A 16,526-nucleotide genomic window follows, 5' to 3' on the forward strand; every position below is an offset into this window, starting at 1 on the left:
CGTTAAACCTTTAAAAGTTCACTTTCTTTACTTTTTACACTCTCATCAATTTTTGTTGTATAGGCGTCGGTAAGTTTTTGCACTTCATCATAAGCTTTTTTTGCTTCATCTTCGCTTATTGCCTTATCTTTTTCTAGTTTTTTAACTGCATCATTGGCATCTTTGCGTATATTTCTTATAGAAACTTTTGCCTTTTCACCCATAGCTTTAGCTTGCTTTACGTTTTCTTCTCTTTGCTCTCTAGTCATCGGAGGGAAAAATAATTTTACACTTTCGCCGTCATTGTTTGGATTTACACCGATATTTGCAGCTGCAATAGCGCTTTCTATGGTTTTTAGTAAAGGTTTTTCCCAAGGAGTGATGCTAATAGTTGAAGCATCACTTGCTAAAACAGTTGCTACTTGATTTAAAGGAGTTTGAGTTCCGTAATAATCCACTGTAATATGATCTAAAATATGGGTATTAACTTTTCCAGTTCTTAAAGTGGTGAAGTCTTTTTTTAAGGCTTCTAAAGATTTTTCACTTTGGGTTTTTTGTTTGTTAAAAATTTCATTTAGCATTATCATTTCCTTTAATTATTTACTTGAATTAACATTGCTTGGAAGTTGTGGTGCACTTGGAGCGATAGAATTTGTGTTTGGGGTAGCAGGCACAATAGGAGCACTTGGAATAGTAGTATTGTTGTTTTCTACTTTAATTTTCTCTGCTAGAGAGTCTTTGCTAGCTTTATTGTATAAATAACCAAGACCAATAGTATTTGCAATAAGTAAAATTCCCATAACAAAGGTAAATTTTGCCAAAAATCCAGCTGGTCCTTTGGCGCCAAATAAACTTTCATTGCTTCCACTATAAGCTCCAAGTCCTATACTTGAACTTTTTTGAAGTAAAACTGCTATACAAATAACTACAACGATGATAAATTGTAAAATGATTAAAAGAGTGATCATTGAAAATTCCTAAAAGTTAATTTTTAAATGATTATTTTAGCTAAATAAAACTTGAAAAGTTTTGAAACTTGAAAAGTTTTTGTGAGAAAAATCCCACAAAAATTTATCTGCTATTGAAGCTTCTTAAGATATTAAGTAAAGATACGAAAAGATTAACAAAATCAAGATAAAGTGCTACTGCACCTTCGATTGGAGTTTCATAATTTCCGCGGATAATATTTTGCGTATCATAAAGAATGTAAAATGAAAATAATATTGCAGCTACTGCTGAAATAGCTAGATTAACTATACTGCTTTGGAAGAAAAGGTTTAGTAAAGATGCTGCTACAATAACGATTAATACTATAAATAAAGCTTTACCCATAACAGTAAAATCTTTTTTTGTATTCATAGCAAATACACTAAGTCCTGCAAAAGCAACTGTTGTTAAAGCAAAAGCTTGAGCGATGATAATTCCTCCAGCTGGTAGAGCTAACACTGAAATAAGCAAAGGTGTAAGCGTTAAACCTGAGCAGAAAGTAAAACCAAAAAGTAAAACAAGATTTAATGGAGCTTCTCTTTTTTTCCATTGCAAAGCAAATAAAAGTCCGATTTCAACAGCAAAAAGGATCCAAAAAGTTACTTGTGATTGTATAAAAAATGATGCTAAAGCAAAAATTCCTACATACGCACCTACTGTTGCAGCTAATAATGAAGCAGCAAAAAGTTGATAAGTTTGTTTAATAAAAATACTTAATTCGCTTGAGCGTGTATTTTCAAATTCTTTTGATCTTGAGTAGTCTCTATCATAAAGACTCATAAAATTCTCCTTGCAAAATTGTTAGATTTTTTAAAATCTTGAGCGAAATCTAACATATTAGACTAAATAAAAAGTTAATTTATATAATATCTTATGCTTAAATGAAATCTTTGCTGAAATTTTGTTATAATTTCAAGATTTTAGTTTCAGGTTGGTTTTATGGAAAATCTTATTAGTGGTGCGATTAAGTTTATGCAAGAAGACTTTAAGGAGCATGAAGAACTTTTTGAAAGTCTAAAAAATAAGCAAAATCCCCATACTCTTTTTATAGGTTGTTCTGATTCTAGAGTAATTCCAAATTTGATCACCAATACGGGTCCAGGTGAGCTTTTTGTAATACGAAATATTGCAAATATAGTTCCACCTTATCGCATTGGGGAAGATTACTTAGCGACAACTTCAGCAATAGAGTATGCTTTAAATTCATTGCATATTAAAAATATCGTCGTTTGTGGCCATAGTAATTGTGGAGGTTGCAATGCTCTTTATTATTCTGATGAAGAGTTAAATAAAATTCCTAACGTGAAAAAATGGCTTACTATGTTAGATCCGATAAAAAAAGATGTGATGATTTTTGCAAGAGACGATTTGGCTATGCGTTCATGGCTTACAGAAAAATTAAATTTAGTAAATTCTTTGCAAAATATACTTACTTATCCAGGCGTGCAAGAAGCTTTAGATGAAGGAAAAATAGAAGTACATGCTTGGTATTATATTATAGAGACAGGTGAAATTTATGAGTATGATTTTAAAGCAAAAATTTTTACTTTAATACAGGATAGGAAAGTTCAATGAAGAAAATTATTTTTAGTTTATGTTTTTTTATTTTATACCTTGGAGCACAAGAATTTAAATTTATTGATGCAAATATTAGTAAAGAGGATGAAGGAATTTATGCTTTAGTTGAAAAATATGTTGATCTTAACAATCAAATTAAAGAATTTAAGAAAAACAATGATGAAAATTCAAGCACTTTTAATGGTATTTTAAGTGAATTTGAAAAAGACAAAAAGACTATTTTAGCAAAAATACCCGATATGATAGTAGGACAAAAGATTAATGAAGAGGCAGTGGCTAGATTTTTAAAAGCAAAAGAAAAATTACTAGATGTTCAAAAAAAGAATATTAATAAGCCTTATATTTATACAGATGCCACTCTTAATCTAGTTTATTTTAATATTGTGGAAAGTTTTTATTCTTCTTTGTTTGAAGTGGAAAAACTTTTTAAAAATACAGCAAGCAGTGAAGATTTGATTGCTACTGTTGATAAGGCAATGGAAAATTTACAAAATTCTTCTAATGTTAATTTAGATAGTTTTAAAAGCAAAATTACAAATTCAGAAGAATTAGAAAAAATTACCCTAAAAGAAAGATATATCAGTAATGCTGTAGATTCTTATTCTGAAATTCTTAAGTATTTACGCTCAAATGCAGATTTGCTTGAAAGTAATTATATTTTTTCATTACTCGAGCTTCAAGTTTGGATAGATCGTATAAATGAGGCAATTGGGGTAAGTTTTGTTAATATCGGAAAAATAGTAATTTCTGCTTTGGTTTTAGTATTTTTTATATCTTTAAGACGTTTTTTTGCAAATATAGTATATTTTTTCCTTGTTCAGTTTTTTTATAGAAATAAAAATGATGTAGATGATATTAAAGTCATTTTTATTGAGAATATTAAAAAACCTGTAGGCTTCTTGTTGATTGTCTATGCTATTTCTCTTTGTCTTACTATAGCAACTTATCCTGCACCTTTGAGTGTAAATTTAAGTAATTTTTTTCATATAGTTTATGCAGTTTTAATTGCATGGCTTATTTTAAGAATGCTTGATGGTTATGGCGTGGTATTGGTTTCTAAACTTGCTCAAAAAAGTGGAAAAAAAGAAGTTGTAAATTTAATTATTAAAATTTTATATTTTGTCATTATTATCATAGCTTTATTATATATTCTTGCTCAACTTGGTTTTAATATTTCGGCTATTATTGCATCTTTGGGAATTGGTGGTTTAGCTGTTGCTTTAGCGGCGAAAGATATCATTGCAAATTTCTTTGCTTCTATACTCTTACTTTTTGATAATAGCTTTAATCAAGGAGATTGGGTAGAGGTTTCAGGCATAGAAGGAACCGTGGTTGAAACAGGACTTAGAAAAACTACTATTAGAACTTTTGATAATTGTCTTGTATTTTTACCAAATTCAACTATTATGGGAGCTAATATCAAAAATTGGAGCAAAAGACGCATGGGTCGCCATGTTAGAATGTATTTGGGTGTTGGTTATGATGCTACTCCTGAAAAACTAGAACAATGTGTAAAAGATTTAAGAGAATTTTTACATACAAGTGATTTAGTAGCTCACGATGAGGATAGCGCATTAAAATATGGCGATCATACAACAAAATATCGTCAAAATCTTGTATCTATTAATGATTTAGAAGGCTATAAAAATGCTTGTTATGTGGCTTTAAGCGAATTTGCAGATAGTAGTATTAATATAGAGCTTTATTTTTATATCAAAGAAATAGGTGGAAAAGATTTTAGAGAAGCTAGACAAAGTTTAATGCTTGAGTTTATGCGTATAATTGAAAAAAATGGTTTAACCTTTGCTTTCCCAAGTCGTAGTATTTATATAGAAAATTTACCACCCCTTGATTTGCAAGCAAAAGCTATAAAATAGCAAGATTTTATCTTGCTATTTTTTAAACCGGCATAACGCGTATATTTGGACTTAATTCTTCTTGTAAAATTGTTTCAATAGCATAAAGTGTTGCACCACTTCCACTAGAACAACCACTACAAGCACCAAGATAACGAATATAAACATCAATTGCTGCACCTTCAGCCTTTTGTATATCAATCACTTCCAAATCTCCGCCATCATTATGAAGCATAGGGCGAATTTCAGCATCTAAAACACTTTCAACTGCTTTTAATTGTCCCACTACGGTCATTTCATCAAAAGCTACATCACTTTTCATTGTATTTTTGAGTTTTTCTCTATCTATTTCAGCTCTAGTTTCAGCTAAAATATCTACAAGGTAATAATCTCTTTTTTCATGTCCGCCTGGTTTGATACAGGATTTACAAAAAGCACCCGCTTTAGTGTATTGTGTGATTTCTTCTACGCTATGCAAATCATTAAGTTTAATCACTTCTTTAATAGTTCCAAGACTTACCCTAGCGCACTCGCAAACTATAATTTGATCTTCAAAATCTTCAGGACTTATACCTTTATAATGCGCTGCTGCTTGTTTGATTACATCATAAGCCATAACCGAACAGTGCATTTTTTGAGGTGGAACAGCTGGAGTTTCTGGATTATCACGCATAGCAAATTCCACATCTAAATTTGTGATTTTTACTGCTTCATCTACAGTTTTTCCTATACAAAGATCCACCATAGTATCACTACTTGCTATAGCTGTACCACAACCAAAACTTTTAAATTTTGCATCGATAATTTTATCAGTTTTTTCATCTACAAGCCAAAAAAGTCTTACTGCATCGCCACAACTTTCTGCACCAAAATCAGCTACGATCAATTTTGCATTGCGTGCTTTAGCATCTTCTTCACTAAATTCTCCCATATGTTGAGGATTATTCATTCTATCTTGAACTTTTTGTGAATACTCATCCCAAATGGATCCACCAATTAAACTATTTTTTCCCATTTTTCATCCTTATTTGTAATTATTTGGATTATAAGCATAAGTACAAGAAATTGCTCTTAATCTCTGTGTTGCATTTTTAATTTGTTTTGCTGCATAATCAATTTCTTCTTCAGTGTTAAAACGTGACAAAGAAAGCCTTAAAGCTGTATGCGCTAAATCATGCTCCGCACCGATAGCTTCCATAATAGGATTGCTTTCTAAAGCTTCACTTGCACAGGCTGAGCCCGTACTTGCAGCTATACCATTTTTATTTAAATCCCAAAGCATTGCTTCGCCTTCAACACCTTTAATACTTGCTAAGATTGTATTAGGCACACGGTGTTCCCTTTTTCCAACCACTGTTGTATCGGGCAAGGCCAAAATTTGATCTTCTAGTTTATCTCTTAAACGGCGTATATGAGAATCTTCAAAATCAAGCATAGTATTTGCAATACGCAAAGCCTCGCCTATAGCCACTATGTAAGGCACATTTAAAGTTCCGCTTCTACGACCACCCATGTGTTCTCCACCGTGTAAAAGTGGAGTAAGTTTAAGTCCTTTTTTTATAAAAAGTCCACCCACACCCTTTGGTCCATGAAATTTATGTGCCGAAAATGAAGCAAAATCAACTCCTACTTGAGTTAAATTAACCTTTATTTTACCTACTGCTTGAGTAGCATCTGTATGAAAAAGAGCACCAAATTCATGCGCAAGTTCTGCCATCGCTTTAATATCAAAAATCATACCTGTTTCATTATTTGCCCACATAACACTTACAAGTGCTGTTTTATCGCTAATCACTTTACGCAAATCTTCTACAGTAGAAACCCCTTCTTCGTTTACAGGAAGTTCTATAACTTTTACTCCAAGACTTTTTAAAAAATAAGCAGCAGCAGTAACAGCAGGGTGTTCTACACTAGAAATAATCACTTCATTGCGTTCTTTATCTAAAATATGATCAAAATACACACCCTTAAGCACCCAGTTAATGCTTTCTGTCGCACAGGAGGTTACAACTATGTCATCTAGGTCATTTGCTCCAAGTCCTGCATAAAGTTTATCCAAAGCTTCTCTTAAGGCAGGATGTGTTGCGCTACCATATTGATGAAGGCTATTTGGATTTCCATACATATCCTTTAAAAAAGGTAGCATCAACTCATAAGCATTAGGATCAAGCATTGTCGTTGCGTTGTTATCTAAATATACTTTCACTTTAAAATCCTTAATTTATCCTTAATTTTAATTAGGATATTTTTTATCTTTATTTAAAAACGGATAATAACAAAAATTTATAAAAATTAGGTTAAAAATTATAACAAAAATAAAATGCTAAAGTAAAATTTTAAAGTGAAATATTTTGTGAATTTTATATAGCAAAAATGAGAAATACTATTTCTTAAATTTTTCTTCGTAATACTTTACTATTTTTGAATCTTCTTTGGCTGTATGTTTAAAGATAAAATCTTGAACAACGAGATTTAATTTTTCGGTCATTATATTTACAAATTTAGCTTCACTGATGATAATTTCTTCAATTTCTAAGATAATTTTTCTGTGAATTCTTGTATGATGGTTGATATAAGGATATTCTATTTTTCTCATAAAGGCTTCTTCATCTGAAAAATGTCTATTGATCATTATCAACAACTCTCTTAAGACAATTTTTAATTCTTTTGTTCCAATATGACATTGGTTCATTAAAGAGAGTTTTTTAGAAATTTCAAAAAGTTCTTTATGTTGATGATCTAAAAGATCATTATTCATTGAAATAATTTTTTCATTATAAATCATGGTTTTGAGTACTTTTATATTTATATTTTTCGAGAGCGGATTATAATGCTATAATACTTAAAATTTTATTAATTAATTATATAAAAATTATTATTATTAAAGTATTTATAATTTATATATTTTTTAAAAAATTATTTTAAACCATCACAGACATATAAGAGTTTAAAATTTTATTTATATTTGCTTGTTTTTGACGACGATCTAAAAAATTTTCTATAGAGCTAGAACGTAGTTGATTTGCTTCTTCTAATCTTTGCGTATCTTGACTTTGGTTTTGATATTGTTTTTTAAGAGCATCAAAATCATTGCGATTTTGATCGATATAAATTTGAAATATTGAACTTGAATTTGCAAATTCTCTTAAATCCATATCTTTTTGGTAGTTAATATATTGTTGAAAAAATACAGATAGTTTATCTTGAGTACTTGTTTTTTTATCTACGCCATTCACATAAAGATAAAGATCAAAACTCATCTTTTTTTCATTTTCTTTTTTGATGTAATCTTCTATATCTGTTTCGCCCTTGAGAATTTTTTGTAAATTTTGATGAGAGCTTAGTTCTAAAGTGGCAGGTTTCATAAAAAAGTTAAATTCTTTTTCGTTTTGAGTTTTTATATCATGGTAGATAAAATTCATTAAAAGACCAGATTTTGATACTTCTGCATTTTTAGTTAAATAAGGTTTTAAAATTTCATTAGAAGAAGTGTTTTCTATGGCTTTATCAAAGTGAAAATTAGTTATTTTATTATCTAACATTAAAGTATTTAAATTTGTGATATTACTTAATGCCAAATCAATTTCTTCTTGATTGTTGTAAATTCTTGAAATTTGGCCTAAAAATTCTCCATTATCTGTTGAAAAACCTGATGATAGTTTTGAAATAAGATCGCGACTTAAATAAGCATTATCATCTTGTAAAAATTCTGAATTTATAGATTTTAATGAACTATGATAGCTATTTAAAAGATAAGGTAGATCAATTTTATTGTAGTTTAAATTTTCATCTTGTTTTGCGAGTTCTTTCGCTATGCTTCTAACGCTTTTAATGTTGATATCATAAGATTCTGGTATATTTGCAATTTTATTTAAATCTTTATCAAAAAAACCTTCTTCATTGATTCTAAATCCAAATTCACTAGCATAAGTGATATTATTAAAAATATAACTTAATTGTTCTAAGCTATTTTCATTTCCTTTTTGATCTAAGGCTTTGCTATCTTTAATCAAATTTAGAGCAGAGCTATTCTGCAAAGGATTAGATAAGGTTAAATTTTGATATGGATTTGCCAAATTTATAGTCATTTTAAATCTTTCCAAAATATTGCTGATTTTTTTATAAGCAAAATGTGTGCCAAGTTTTTTAAAAATTAAATTCAGTCAAAAATTAGAAAAAATTTGATAGTATTTATCTTTTCTTTTAAAGTTTGAAAAATAAAAATTTATCTAAATAAGGAAAGCGTATGCCAAAGATGAAAAGCGTTAAAAGCGCAGTTAAACGCTTCAAAGTAGGTAAAAATAAAATCAAAAGAGGCTCAGCTTTTAGAAGTCATATTTTGACTAAAAAACCTGCAAAAAGAATGCGTGATCTTCGCACAGCTAAATATGTGCATAGCACAAATGTAAAAGCTGTTGAAAAAATGCTAGGAATTTAAGTTTTTGACTAAAAGTCATTCAAACTCCCCTCTGAGATAAAATTTCAAGGGCAAGCTCCAAATTTGGACGCCACTTTATGAAAGGAAATAAAAATGGCAAGAGTAAAAACAGGTGTTGTTAGACGCCGCAGACATAAAAAAGTTTTAAAATTAGCGCGTGGTTTTTATAGTGGACGACGCAAACATTTTAGAAAAGCAAAAGAACAATTAGAAAGAAGTCTAGTCTATGCTTATCGTGATAGACGCCGTAAAAAAAGAGACTTCCGCCGTCTTTGGATTGTGCGTATCAATGCTGCTTGTAGACTCAATGATTTAAGTTATTCAAGATTTATCAATGGTCTTAAAAAAGCAGGTATTGAACTTGATAGAAAAATTCTAGCAGATTTAGCTATGAATGATGCTGCTGCTTTTGCAAAAATTGCAGAGGCCGCAAAAAAAGCACTTTAATTTTTTAGTGTAAGAATTTCAAGGTTTTTGATTCTTGAAATTCTTAATTTTTTAGTATTAATTTAATTTAGCTAGAACATCTTCATAACATTTGAGTTGATTTAAGATTATTTTATTAATCTCATTTGTCATTTCTAGTTTTTGACCTTTTATATTAAGATAATAGTATTTAAAATCACTGTATTTTTGTATGAAAGTTTTTAAATATCTAGGTTTGAAATCATTAAAATTTTCAACTTCATAAAAAAATATTGCCACTAAACTTTTTGCAATTCCCGCTCCATAAATTTCTCCAAAACTAGAAAAACCAACTATGGGAAAATCATTAAAATGGATTTGATTTAAATGTTCTTTGTTGTGAAGTCTTCTTAAGATACAATCGTTAAAAATTGCTCCTAGTGGTTTTGGTTTATTAAGAGAAAATTTTTCATAATCTTTTTTTATAGCTTCAATAAAATTTTGTTTTTTTAAGCAAGCTTAATTCCTGAGCGCTTTCTACATCACAATAACTAAATAATGTTTTATTTGGGTTGATTTCCATAGGGGAAATAAGATAGTCTTCTCCAATTTTTAAAGCAAAAGTATATTCTTGCATTTTATTTTTAAGTTCTTCAAAAGTGCAGTTAAAATAATTACATAAAGCTTCAACCGCGTTGATGGATTGAAAGGTTTTTTATTAATAAATTCGCGTACGGTTTTATCATATAAGCTTACATCAAGTATGGTAAAGGTAATATTGCTTTGAGGATTGAAATTTTGAGACTTCATTAAATTAAAACGGTATTTAGGTTTAAATTGAACATGTATGCTTAAAGCTTGATTTTTAATATTTCTCCGTTATAAAATATAAATGCTCCGCTAAAGTCCATGTTTCCGCTAGACCCACCCCCTACTAAAGCACAAGGATAGGGGTTGTGTTTGTACAAAAGTTCTAAAAGAGAACTTTCGCTTTGACTTAAACCATCATAAATTAAATAATGCAAAGTATTTATGCAGTGTGCTTCAAAAGGTATATTTATAAATAAAACTTCTTTTTCTATCAGTTTTTTTCTTTCTGTATAATCTTTTATGTCACTAAAAAGCTTGATTTTATTTGTGCAAAGATTTTCTATCATATCTTCACTAAAAAGTATCAAGCTTATTCCTTGGATATTTTGTTTATAAGGACTGTTTTCAATGTTTGAGTTAGAATCAAGGTTGCATAATAAATCAGTAGCACTGCTTAAGATGATATTACATTGCTCATTTATAGAATTTTGAATCTTATTTCCTATGATCGCTAGATTAAGTTGATTGACACAAAGCCTATAATTAATTTTGGCTTGATGTTTATTTTTTTTAATTTTTCTTCAAGTTCATTTTATTGAAGATATAGAGCTTCTAAAACTTTTTTACTTCTTCTTTTTTTGTTGAGCTTTTATTTTTAAAATTAAAAAAACATCAATTTTACTCCATTAAAACTATTTTTTAATTACTAGTTAACTAAATCAAGACACCATAAATTCGACATTTATTTGTAATTTTTATTATACCTTAAGTCATAAAAAATGCAATAAGTAAATTAAAATTTAGATATAATTGCAAATTATAATAATATTAATTAAGGATAAATTAAATATGATTGGAGATATGAATGAGCTTTTATTAAAAAGCGTTGAAGTATTGCCACCTTTACCTGATACTGTAAGTAAGTTAAGAAAATATGTGAGCGAGGCTAATTCAAATATAGAAACTATGAAAGTTGCTGAAATCATTTCAAGCGATCCGTTGATGACGGCTAAGCTTTTGCAATTAGCAAATTCTCCTTATTATGGTTTTACAAGAGAAATTACAACCATAAATCAAGTGATTACTTTATTAGGCGTTGGTAATATCATCAATATAGTTATGGCTGACTCCATTAGAGATAATTTTAAAATAGACGTTTCACCTTATGGTTTAAATACTCAAAATTTTTTAAAAACGTGCAATGAAGAGGCAACTTTTATCGCAAATTGGCTTAATGATGAAGATAAAAAACTTTCTCATCTTTTAGTTCCTTGTGCAATGCTTTTAAGGCTTGGTATTGTTATTTTTTCAAATTTTCTTATACAAAATCATAAGGATAAGGATTTTTTAGCTTTTTTAAATAAAAATGAAAATCTTGCTTTAGCGGAGAATGAATTTTTAGGCGTAGATCATATTTCTTTCTTGGGATTTTTGTTACATCGTTGGAATTTTGATGATGTTTTGATTGAAAGTATATGTTTTGTTCGCACTCCTCATGCTGCTCGCGAAAAAGTGAAAAAATCCGCTTATGCTTTAGCAATAACAGATCATCTTTTTGCTCCGCATGATGGTTCTTCTCCATTTAACGCAAAAGCTGCAGTTGCTTTACTTAAAGAGGCAAAAACTCAAGGAATTAATTTTGATTTAAACAATCTTTTATCTAAGCTTCCTAACAAAGCTAAGGAAAATTTAAACAAAGAAGATTAAAGAGCCTTTTTAAGGCTCTAAATTGTAGTGATGAAAAGTTTAATCTTACCTCCTAATGAATTTTTAGATCACTATATTTTAAACGCTGAATTTCATCGTTTTGCTGGAATTTCAAAAAATGCTTATAAATTTTGGAAAAATGCAGAAATAGGTAGATATCAAGGAACAAGAATTATATTTTTGCATAGAAATTGCATTTTAGAAAAACATCAGCAAGCTTTAAGGCAATGTAGTGGTTTAAATGGTTTTGTATTGGCAAGTGCTTTTTGTTCTTTTACTGGATTAGCTCCCTCTCATTTAGTGGAAAAAAATAATTCTTCTATTTATAAACTTTTAGAGCTTAAGGAAATTTGTGGGATTAAATTTGTTAATTTAAAAAAATTTTATGATTTTTTAGGGCTAAATTATCATCAGCATATTTATATAGAAAAATGCCATTTTTTTAGCCCAGCTCCTTTTGAAAAGCGTATTAAAATCACTGAGAGTATGTGCGTTGGGTATTATTAAGATAAGAAAAAATAAATGCACATAGCAAAGCTATAATAGCCAAAAAGAAAACATAAAGTCCCAAAGAAAAACGCCAAAAATTACTTAAATTATTTAAGGCAAAACTATGCAAGAAAAAAGCAAGTTGCGGAGTTAAACCTCCAGCTATAGCATAAGCAATATTATATGAAAAAGAAAGTCCTGAAAATTTAATTTTTGCATCAAATACTTCACTCATTATTAAAGGGCAAAAATTCATCACTCCGCTAAAAAAACATACAAGTAAATATAAGCAAGCTACTAGGTTAAAATCAGCATTTTGTCTATATAAAGTATTAAAATAAAGCAAGCTTGCAATTCCAAAAAAAACACTAAAAAATACACAAGATTTAATAACGCCTATTTTATCCGCTAAAATTCCACTTATAATACACCCTAGGCAAATAAGCAAAATTCCACCTATTTGAAGATAGGTTTGTATAGAAGTATTAATTTGAAGTATTTTTGCCATATAACTAGGCATAAGCAAAATCATTACAACAATACAACCTGTCAAAACCCAAGTAATCATCATAGAAAGAACAATTCCCATTTTAGCTTTTTTAAACACTTCTTTTAAAGGAAATTTTTCTAAAGCCTTGTCTTTTTTCATTTGTTCAAAAACAGGAGTTTCTCTTAAAAATTTTCTCAAATAAGCAGAAATAATCCCAAAAATTCCACCTAAAAAGAATGGAATTCTCCAAGCCCATTCATGAAGTTCTTCTTGGGTATAAATTTTATTCATAATTAAAAAAACTAAACTACCTAATAAAATTCCACCTACAACCGAAGCGGTTAAAATTCCCAAATAAGTTCTTTTTTGACCTTGTGGTGCGTGTTCGTATATAAAAACCCAAGCTCCAGGGAGTTCCCCGCCTATAGCTATACCTTGACAAATGCGTATAAAAACTAAAAGCACAATACAAAGAAAACCTATACTTTCATAATTTGGAATAAAAGCTAGAGTAAAAGTTGGAATAACCATTAACAAAATACTAATCATAAACATTCTTTTGCGTCCAAATTTATCTCCAAAATGTGCCAGTATCACACCCCCTAAAGGACGTGCTAAATATCCAGCTGCAAATATTCCATAAGTATTAAACATTTGCCAAAAACTACTTAAATCTTTTGGAAAAAAGTTTGTTGAAATATAATTTGCAAAAAATACAAAAATAATAAAATCATAAAATTCTAAAGTTCCACCTAATGATGAAAGTCCTAAAACTTTTATATCTTTTTGGTTAAGGGTTTTGCTCATTCTTAATCCATCTCATAAAAATCATCATCATTGTTATCATCATCGTATTCATAATCATCATCATCGTAATTATAATTTTTATGGTGATTTTGTGGATATTCTTCATCTTCGTTTTCATAATCATCGTAATTTAAATCTTCTTCATCTTCATAAGCCATTGTTTTCTCCTTAAATAAAAATACAAAGCTTATTTTATCTTAAATTTGTTTGGTTTTGCTATAATTTTTATAATTTTTTAAAAGGTGAATTTATGAAATTAAGTCATTTAGATGAAAAAAATCATCCTAAAATGGTAGATGTAAGCGATAAAAATATTACTTTAAGAATAGCCACAGCTAGTGGTATAATATATATGAGTCAAGAAGCTTTTGATGTAATTAAAAACAATACCGCAAAAAAAGGTCCTGTTCTTCAAACAGCTATTGTTGCGGCTATAATGGGGGTTAAAAAAACAAGTGAAATTATTCCTATGTGCCATCCTTTGATGCTTTCTAAAGTTGAAACTAATATTGTGGAATTTGTTAAAGAATGTGCATTTAAGCTTATTGTAACAGTTAAGTGTGAAGGTAAAACAGGTGTTGAAATGGAAGCTTTAAGTGGAGTTAGTATAGGACTTTTAACTATATATGATATGATCAAGGCTATAGATAAATCAATGAGAATTACGGATATAGTGCTTGAAAGCAAAGAAGGAGGTAAAAGTGGTAAATTTGTGCGATCTTAAAAAAGAACCTCAGATCAATTATCCTACTTTTTGGGATTATAAGGTGATTTTTGAGGTGCATGTTAAGGCAAGTGAAATTTTTGAAGAAATTTTAGGTCAAAGAGAATATAAATTTAAACATTCGAATTCAAGTGCGAGTGGAAAATATCAAAGTTATTTGTTAAATGTTTATGTTGATAGCAAAAAAGATCGTTTGGATATATTTGATAAATTAAAAGCTAAAGCAAAATTTGTACTTTAAGAAAGAAGGAAAAATGAAAAATACTTTAATTATTTTTGAAAATTCTTTATCAAATCTCGGTAAAGATGAAGCAAGTGATTTACTTGAAGACTTGAGTTTTAATCTTGCGTATAAGCAAATTTCACATAATCCTCATGAAACAAAAAAAGTTTTAAATTCTCTTTTGGTTGAATTTTTAACTATTTTGAAAAAACTTGATTTTTTTGATGATGAAAATGTTACAAAGGTTATCAAAGCTTTGGTTAAGGCGAGTATTGTAGATGCTCAAAATTCACTTTATGAGTATATTAGCGAAGCTGAATTATTAAACAAACAGATTGAAAATCAAAAGAATTTGATTAAAAATCAAATCAGCGATAATTTTTTTGAATTCGAGAATATTTTACAAGAATGTTCTTTTTGTGATGAATTTAGTGGCGGTTTAAATGATGCTATTTTATTTGATATAGAAATGCTTGGAATTTTAAAAGAAACTGCTGAAAGTGCTTTTTTAACTACATTAGAAAAGGCTGAAGATATAGAACTTACAAGTAGTGAAATAGCTAAAAATCTTGTATATAATGCCATTTGTGAAGCTCATTTTGAAAAAGAAAGAATTTTAAAAATTTCAAGTATTATTTTAAATACCGCTTTTGAAATAGCTAATGAATCTATGGCTTATGCAAAAGATCTTTGTTTAGGCGTGATTAAAGGCACAAGGGATGGTATTGTTTTGGCAATGGAAAAATTTAAAGCTTCATTAACTTATACAAATTTTGAAGAAGATGTTAGTTTAAAAAGCAAAGAACTAATAGGTATAGAAGATGATTTTATTGCTCTTTTAAAAAAAGAGATTCAATTACAAAATGATCCTTGTAAGAGTATAGTTGAGAATTTGCTAGAACATGAACTTGATAATCTTTTTGCTAAATTTAGACGTCTTGCAGGTGAAAGCAGAGAGCAACTAATATTAGTTTTAAATGATATTAAGAAAAATCCAAAGATTAATGATTTTAACAAACTTACTCAAAGAAAATTAAATCGTTTTAAACAAGAAATTTTTGAATTAGAAAAAATTGCTAGTGAAAAATACAAAGATTTAAATTCCAAAAAAGCTAAAAAGCTCGGTGTAAGACTTTGGGAAAAAGCAAAAAAATTCGTTAAAAAATAATATCCCATTTTTGGGATATTAAATATCTATTTCTATACCTACAGGTGCGTGATCAGAGCCAAAAATATCATCTCTTATGAAAGCGTTTTTAAGTTTATCTTTTAAACCCTTTGAAATGAAAAAATAATCAATCCTCCAGCCTACATTTCTTTCTCTTGCTTTCATTCTATAGCTCCACCACGAGTATTTTTCTTTGATTTCACCATTAATTTCTCTAAAAGTATCTATAAAACCAAGCTTTAGCAAATCATCAATCCAAGCTCTTTCTATAGGTAAAAAACCTGAAGTGTTGGCATTGGCTTTTGGATGAGTAAGATCGATTTCTTTATGAGCGGTATTGACATCGCCGCAAATGATAATTTCAAATCCATCCTTTAAAAGCTTATCCAAATACACTAAAAAATCTGCATAAAATTTCATCTTAAAATTTAAACGCTCTTCATCTTTTTGACCATTTGGAAAATAGATATTAAAAAGTGCAATATTTTTAAAGCGGTGTTCTAAAACCCTACCTTCTTCATCATCAAAAAATTCGCATTTTTTTACTTCGCTATTAAAATTACAAAGACTCATTACCCCAGAATACCCCGCTCTTTTAGCAGAATTAAAATACATGTGTTTAAAAGGATATTCATAAATTTTTTTAGGAAATTTATCTTCATGTGCTTTGATTTCTTGAAAACCTATAAAATCAATTTGTTCTTGTGCTATCCAATCAAGTGCATTTTTATCACAAATAGCTCTTAAGCCATTGACATTCCATGAAAGTAGTTTCATTATTTTCCTTAAAATTTTCATTAAAAGTGTAAATCATAACATAAAAAGATTTAAAACTACAATCTATTTAAAAAAATTCAATAAAATT

21 protein-coding genes and 1 pseudogene are annotated in these 16,526 nt (G+C 28.9%); 9 read left to right on the forward strand and 13 right to left on the reverse strand.

All coding sequences use genetic code 11. The features are described from left to right. Nucleotides 1–2: 2 nt before the first annotated feature. The 3 genes from frr to FBF11_RS01130 all read right to left on the reverse strand — a co-directional run bounded on the left by frr (nucleotide 3) and on the right by FBF11_RS01130 (nucleotide 1,746). A complete protein-coding gene (gene frr, locus FBF11_RS01120; RefSeq protein WP_079264024.1) occupies nucleotides 3–566 on the reverse strand; it encodes a ribosome recycling factor in 564 nt (187 codons plus the stop codon). Nucleotides 567–575: 9 nt separating this feature from the next. Further along, nucleotides 576–947, reverse strand: coding sequence for a preprotein translocase subunit SecG (gene secG, locus FBF11_RS01125; RefSeq protein WP_002873227.1), 372 nt, complete (start codon nucleotides 945–947; stop codon nucleotides 576–578). 103 nt (nucleotides 948–1,050) lie between these two features. Next, nucleotides 1,051–1,746 (reverse strand): Bax inhibitor-1/YccA family protein, encoded by a 696-nt coding sequence (locus FBF11_RS01130; protein WP_002851668.1) that lies wholly within the window; start codon nucleotides 1,744–1,746, stop codon nucleotides 1,051–1,053. A gap of 159 nt (nucleotides 1,747–1,905) precedes the next feature. Between FBF11_RS01130 and FBF11_RS01135 the strand changes: the two genes are divergently transcribed. Together FBF11_RS01135 and FBF11_RS01140 are read left to right on the forward strand one after the other, a co-directional pair. Beyond that, nucleotides 1,906–2,541, forward strand: a complete 636-nt coding sequence (locus FBF11_RS01135; protein ID WP_002859401.1) for a carbonic anhydrase — start codon at nucleotides 1,906–1,908, stop codon at nucleotides 2,539–2,541. Next, nucleotides 2,538–4,421 (forward strand): mechanosensitive ion channel family protein, encoded by a 1,884-nt coding sequence (locus tag FBF11_RS01140; RefSeq protein WP_002859402.1) that lies wholly within the window; start codon nucleotides 2,538–2,540, stop codon nucleotides 4,419–4,421. Before FBF11_RS01135 ends, FBF11_RS01140 begins: the two co-directional genes overlap by 4 nt. Before the next feature lie 22 nt (nucleotides 4,422–4,443). Here FBF11_RS01140 and FBF11_RS01145 read toward each other — a convergent pair whose 3' ends face one another. From FBF11_RS01145 to FBF11_RS01160, 4 genes are all read right to left on the reverse strand, one after another. Continuing rightward, nucleotides 4,444–5,415: an iron-sulfur cluster assembly scaffold protein NifU gene (locus FBF11_RS01145; RefSeq protein WP_002840050.1), complete on the reverse strand. Its 972-nt coding sequence runs from the start codon at nucleotides 5,413–5,415 to the stop codon at nucleotides 4,444–4,446. 9 nt (nucleotides 5,416–5,424) lie between these two features. Further along, nucleotides 5,425–6,606 (reverse strand): NifS family cysteine desulfurase, encoded by a 1,182-nt coding sequence (locus tag FBF11_RS01150; RefSeq protein ID WP_057096848.1) that lies wholly within the window; start codon nucleotides 6,604–6,606, stop codon nucleotides 5,425–5,427. Between the two features lie 177 nt (nucleotides 6,607–6,783). After that, a complete protein-coding gene (locus FBF11_RS01155) occupies nucleotides 6,784–7,185 on the reverse strand; it encodes a hemerythrin domain-containing protein (RefSeq protein ID WP_002868201.1) in 402 nt (133 codons plus the stop codon). A gap of 136 nt (nucleotides 7,186–7,321) precedes the next feature. Then, a complete protein-coding gene (locus tag FBF11_RS01160) occupies nucleotides 7,322–8,488 on the reverse strand; it encodes a hypothetical protein (protein ID WP_002868387.1) in 1,167 nt (388 codons plus the stop codon). Nucleotides 8,489–8,646: 158 nt separating this feature from the next. Here FBF11_RS01160 and rpmI point away from each other — a divergent pair, with 158 nt between their 5' ends. Beyond that, nucleotides 8,647–8,838 carry a 50S ribosomal protein L35 gene (gene rpmI / locus FBF11_RS01165; protein ID WP_002777995.1) on the forward strand — a complete coding sequence of 64 codons (192 nt, stop codon included), beginning with the start codon at nucleotides 8,647–8,649 and terminating at the stop codon, nucleotides 8,836–8,838. A gap of 93 nt (nucleotides 8,839–8,931) precedes the next feature. Then, nucleotides 8,932–9,285, forward strand: a complete 354-nt coding sequence (gene rplT / locus FBF11_RS01170) for a 50S ribosomal protein L20 (RefSeq protein WP_002851731.1) — start codon at nucleotides 8,932–8,934, stop codon at nucleotides 9,283–9,285. Nucleotides 9,286–9,342: 57 nt separating this feature from the next. Here the strand turns inward: rplT and FBF11_RS01175 are convergent, their stop codons facing one another. The 3 genes and pseudogenes from FBF11_RS01175 to FBF11_RS08615 form a co-directional block, all read right to left on the reverse strand. Beyond that, nucleotides 9,343–9,543 (reverse strand): hypothetical protein, encoded by a 201-nt coding sequence (locus FBF11_RS01175; RefSeq protein WP_227944531.1) that lies wholly within the window; start codon nucleotides 9,541–9,543, stop codon nucleotides 9,343–9,345. A gap of 190 nt (nucleotides 9,544–9,733) precedes the next feature. Continuing rightward, entirely contained in the window at nucleotides 9,734–9,880 is a 147-nt protein-coding gene (locus tag FBF11_RS01180) for a histidine kinase (protein WP_168977446.1), read from the reverse strand. Next, nucleotides 9,856–10,421: pseudogene (locus FBF11_RS08615) on the reverse strand (FIST N-terminal domain-containing protein). The gene FBF11_RS01180 and the pseudogene FBF11_RS08615 overlap by 25 nt, the downstream one beginning before the upstream one ends. 481 nt (nucleotides 10,422–10,902) lie before the next feature. Here FBF11_RS08615 and cheP point away from each other — a divergent pair. Both cheP and cheQ read left to right on the forward strand, forming a co-directional pair. Continuing rightward, a complete protein-coding gene (gene cheP / locus FBF11_RS01190; protein WP_002851703.1) occupies nucleotides 10,903–11,760 on the forward strand; it encodes a cheVAW transcriptional regulator CheP in 858 nt (285 codons plus the stop codon). 27 nt (nucleotides 11,761–11,787) lie between these two features. Beyond that, nucleotides 11,788–12,267 (forward strand): cheVAW transcriptional regulator CheQ, encoded by a 480-nt coding sequence (cheQ, locus tag FBF11_RS01195; RefSeq protein ID WP_002851877.1) that lies wholly within the window; start codon nucleotides 11,788–11,790, stop codon nucleotides 12,265–12,267. Here the strand turns inward: cheQ and FBF11_RS01200 are convergent. Continuing rightward, nucleotides 12,236–13,546 carry an MFS transporter gene (locus tag FBF11_RS01200; protein WP_052799307.1) on the reverse strand — a complete coding sequence of 437 codons (1,311 nt, stop codon included), beginning with the start codon at nucleotides 13,544–13,546 and terminating at the stop codon, nucleotides 12,236–12,238. The two genes, cheQ and FBF11_RS01200, sit on opposite strands and share 32 nt — an antisense overlap. A gap of 2 nt (nucleotides 13,547–13,548) precedes the next feature. Next, nucleotides 13,549–13,704 (reverse strand): highly acidic protein, encoded by a 156-nt coding sequence (locus tag FBF11_RS01205; RefSeq protein WP_002851965.1) that lies wholly within the window; start codon nucleotides 13,702–13,704, stop codon nucleotides 13,549–13,551. 92 nt (nucleotides 13,705–13,796) lie between these two features. On the opposite strand from FBF11_RS01205, the gene moaC reads away from it, so the two are divergent. Genes moaC through FBF11_RS01220 form a run of 3 tightly spaced genes read left to right on the forward strand, consistent with a single transcriptional unit; the run spans nucleotide 13,797 to nucleotide 15,661 of the window. Beyond that, complete coding sequence (moaC, locus tag FBF11_RS01210; protein WP_002851725.1) at nucleotides 13,797–14,270, forward strand: cyclic pyranopterin monophosphate synthase MoaC; 474 nt, start codon at nucleotides 13,797–13,799, stop codon at nucleotides 14,268–14,270. After that, complete coding sequence (locus FBF11_RS01215) at nucleotides 14,248–14,511, forward strand: DUF493 family protein (protein WP_002852023.1); 264 nt, start codon at nucleotides 14,248–14,250, stop codon at nucleotides 14,509–14,511. The genes moaC and FBF11_RS01215 overlap by 23 nt, the downstream gene beginning before the upstream one ends. Continuing rightward, on the forward strand, nucleotides 14,501–15,661 hold the full coding sequence (locus FBF11_RS01220) for a hypothetical protein (protein WP_079744467.1): 1,161 nt from the start codon (nucleotides 14,501–14,503) through the stop codon (nucleotides 15,659–15,661). The genes FBF11_RS01215 and FBF11_RS01220 overlap by 11 nt, the downstream gene beginning before the upstream one ends. 18 nt (nucleotides 15,662–15,679) lie before the next feature. Here FBF11_RS01220 and FBF11_RS01225 read toward each other — a convergent pair whose 3' ends face one another. Then, nucleotides 15,680–16,438, reverse strand: a complete 759-nt coding sequence (locus tag FBF11_RS01225; protein WP_002867799.1) for an exodeoxyribonuclease III — start codon at nucleotides 16,436–16,438, stop codon at nucleotides 15,680–15,682. Nucleotides 16,439–16,526: the final 88 nt, after the last annotated feature.

Origin of the sequence: Campylobacter sp. CFSAN093224, assembly GCF_012897395.1 — a bacterium.
Taxonomy (GTDB): domain Bacteria; phylum Campylobacterota; class Campylobacteria; order Campylobacterales; family Campylobacteraceae; genus Campylobacter_D; species Campylobacter_D jejuni.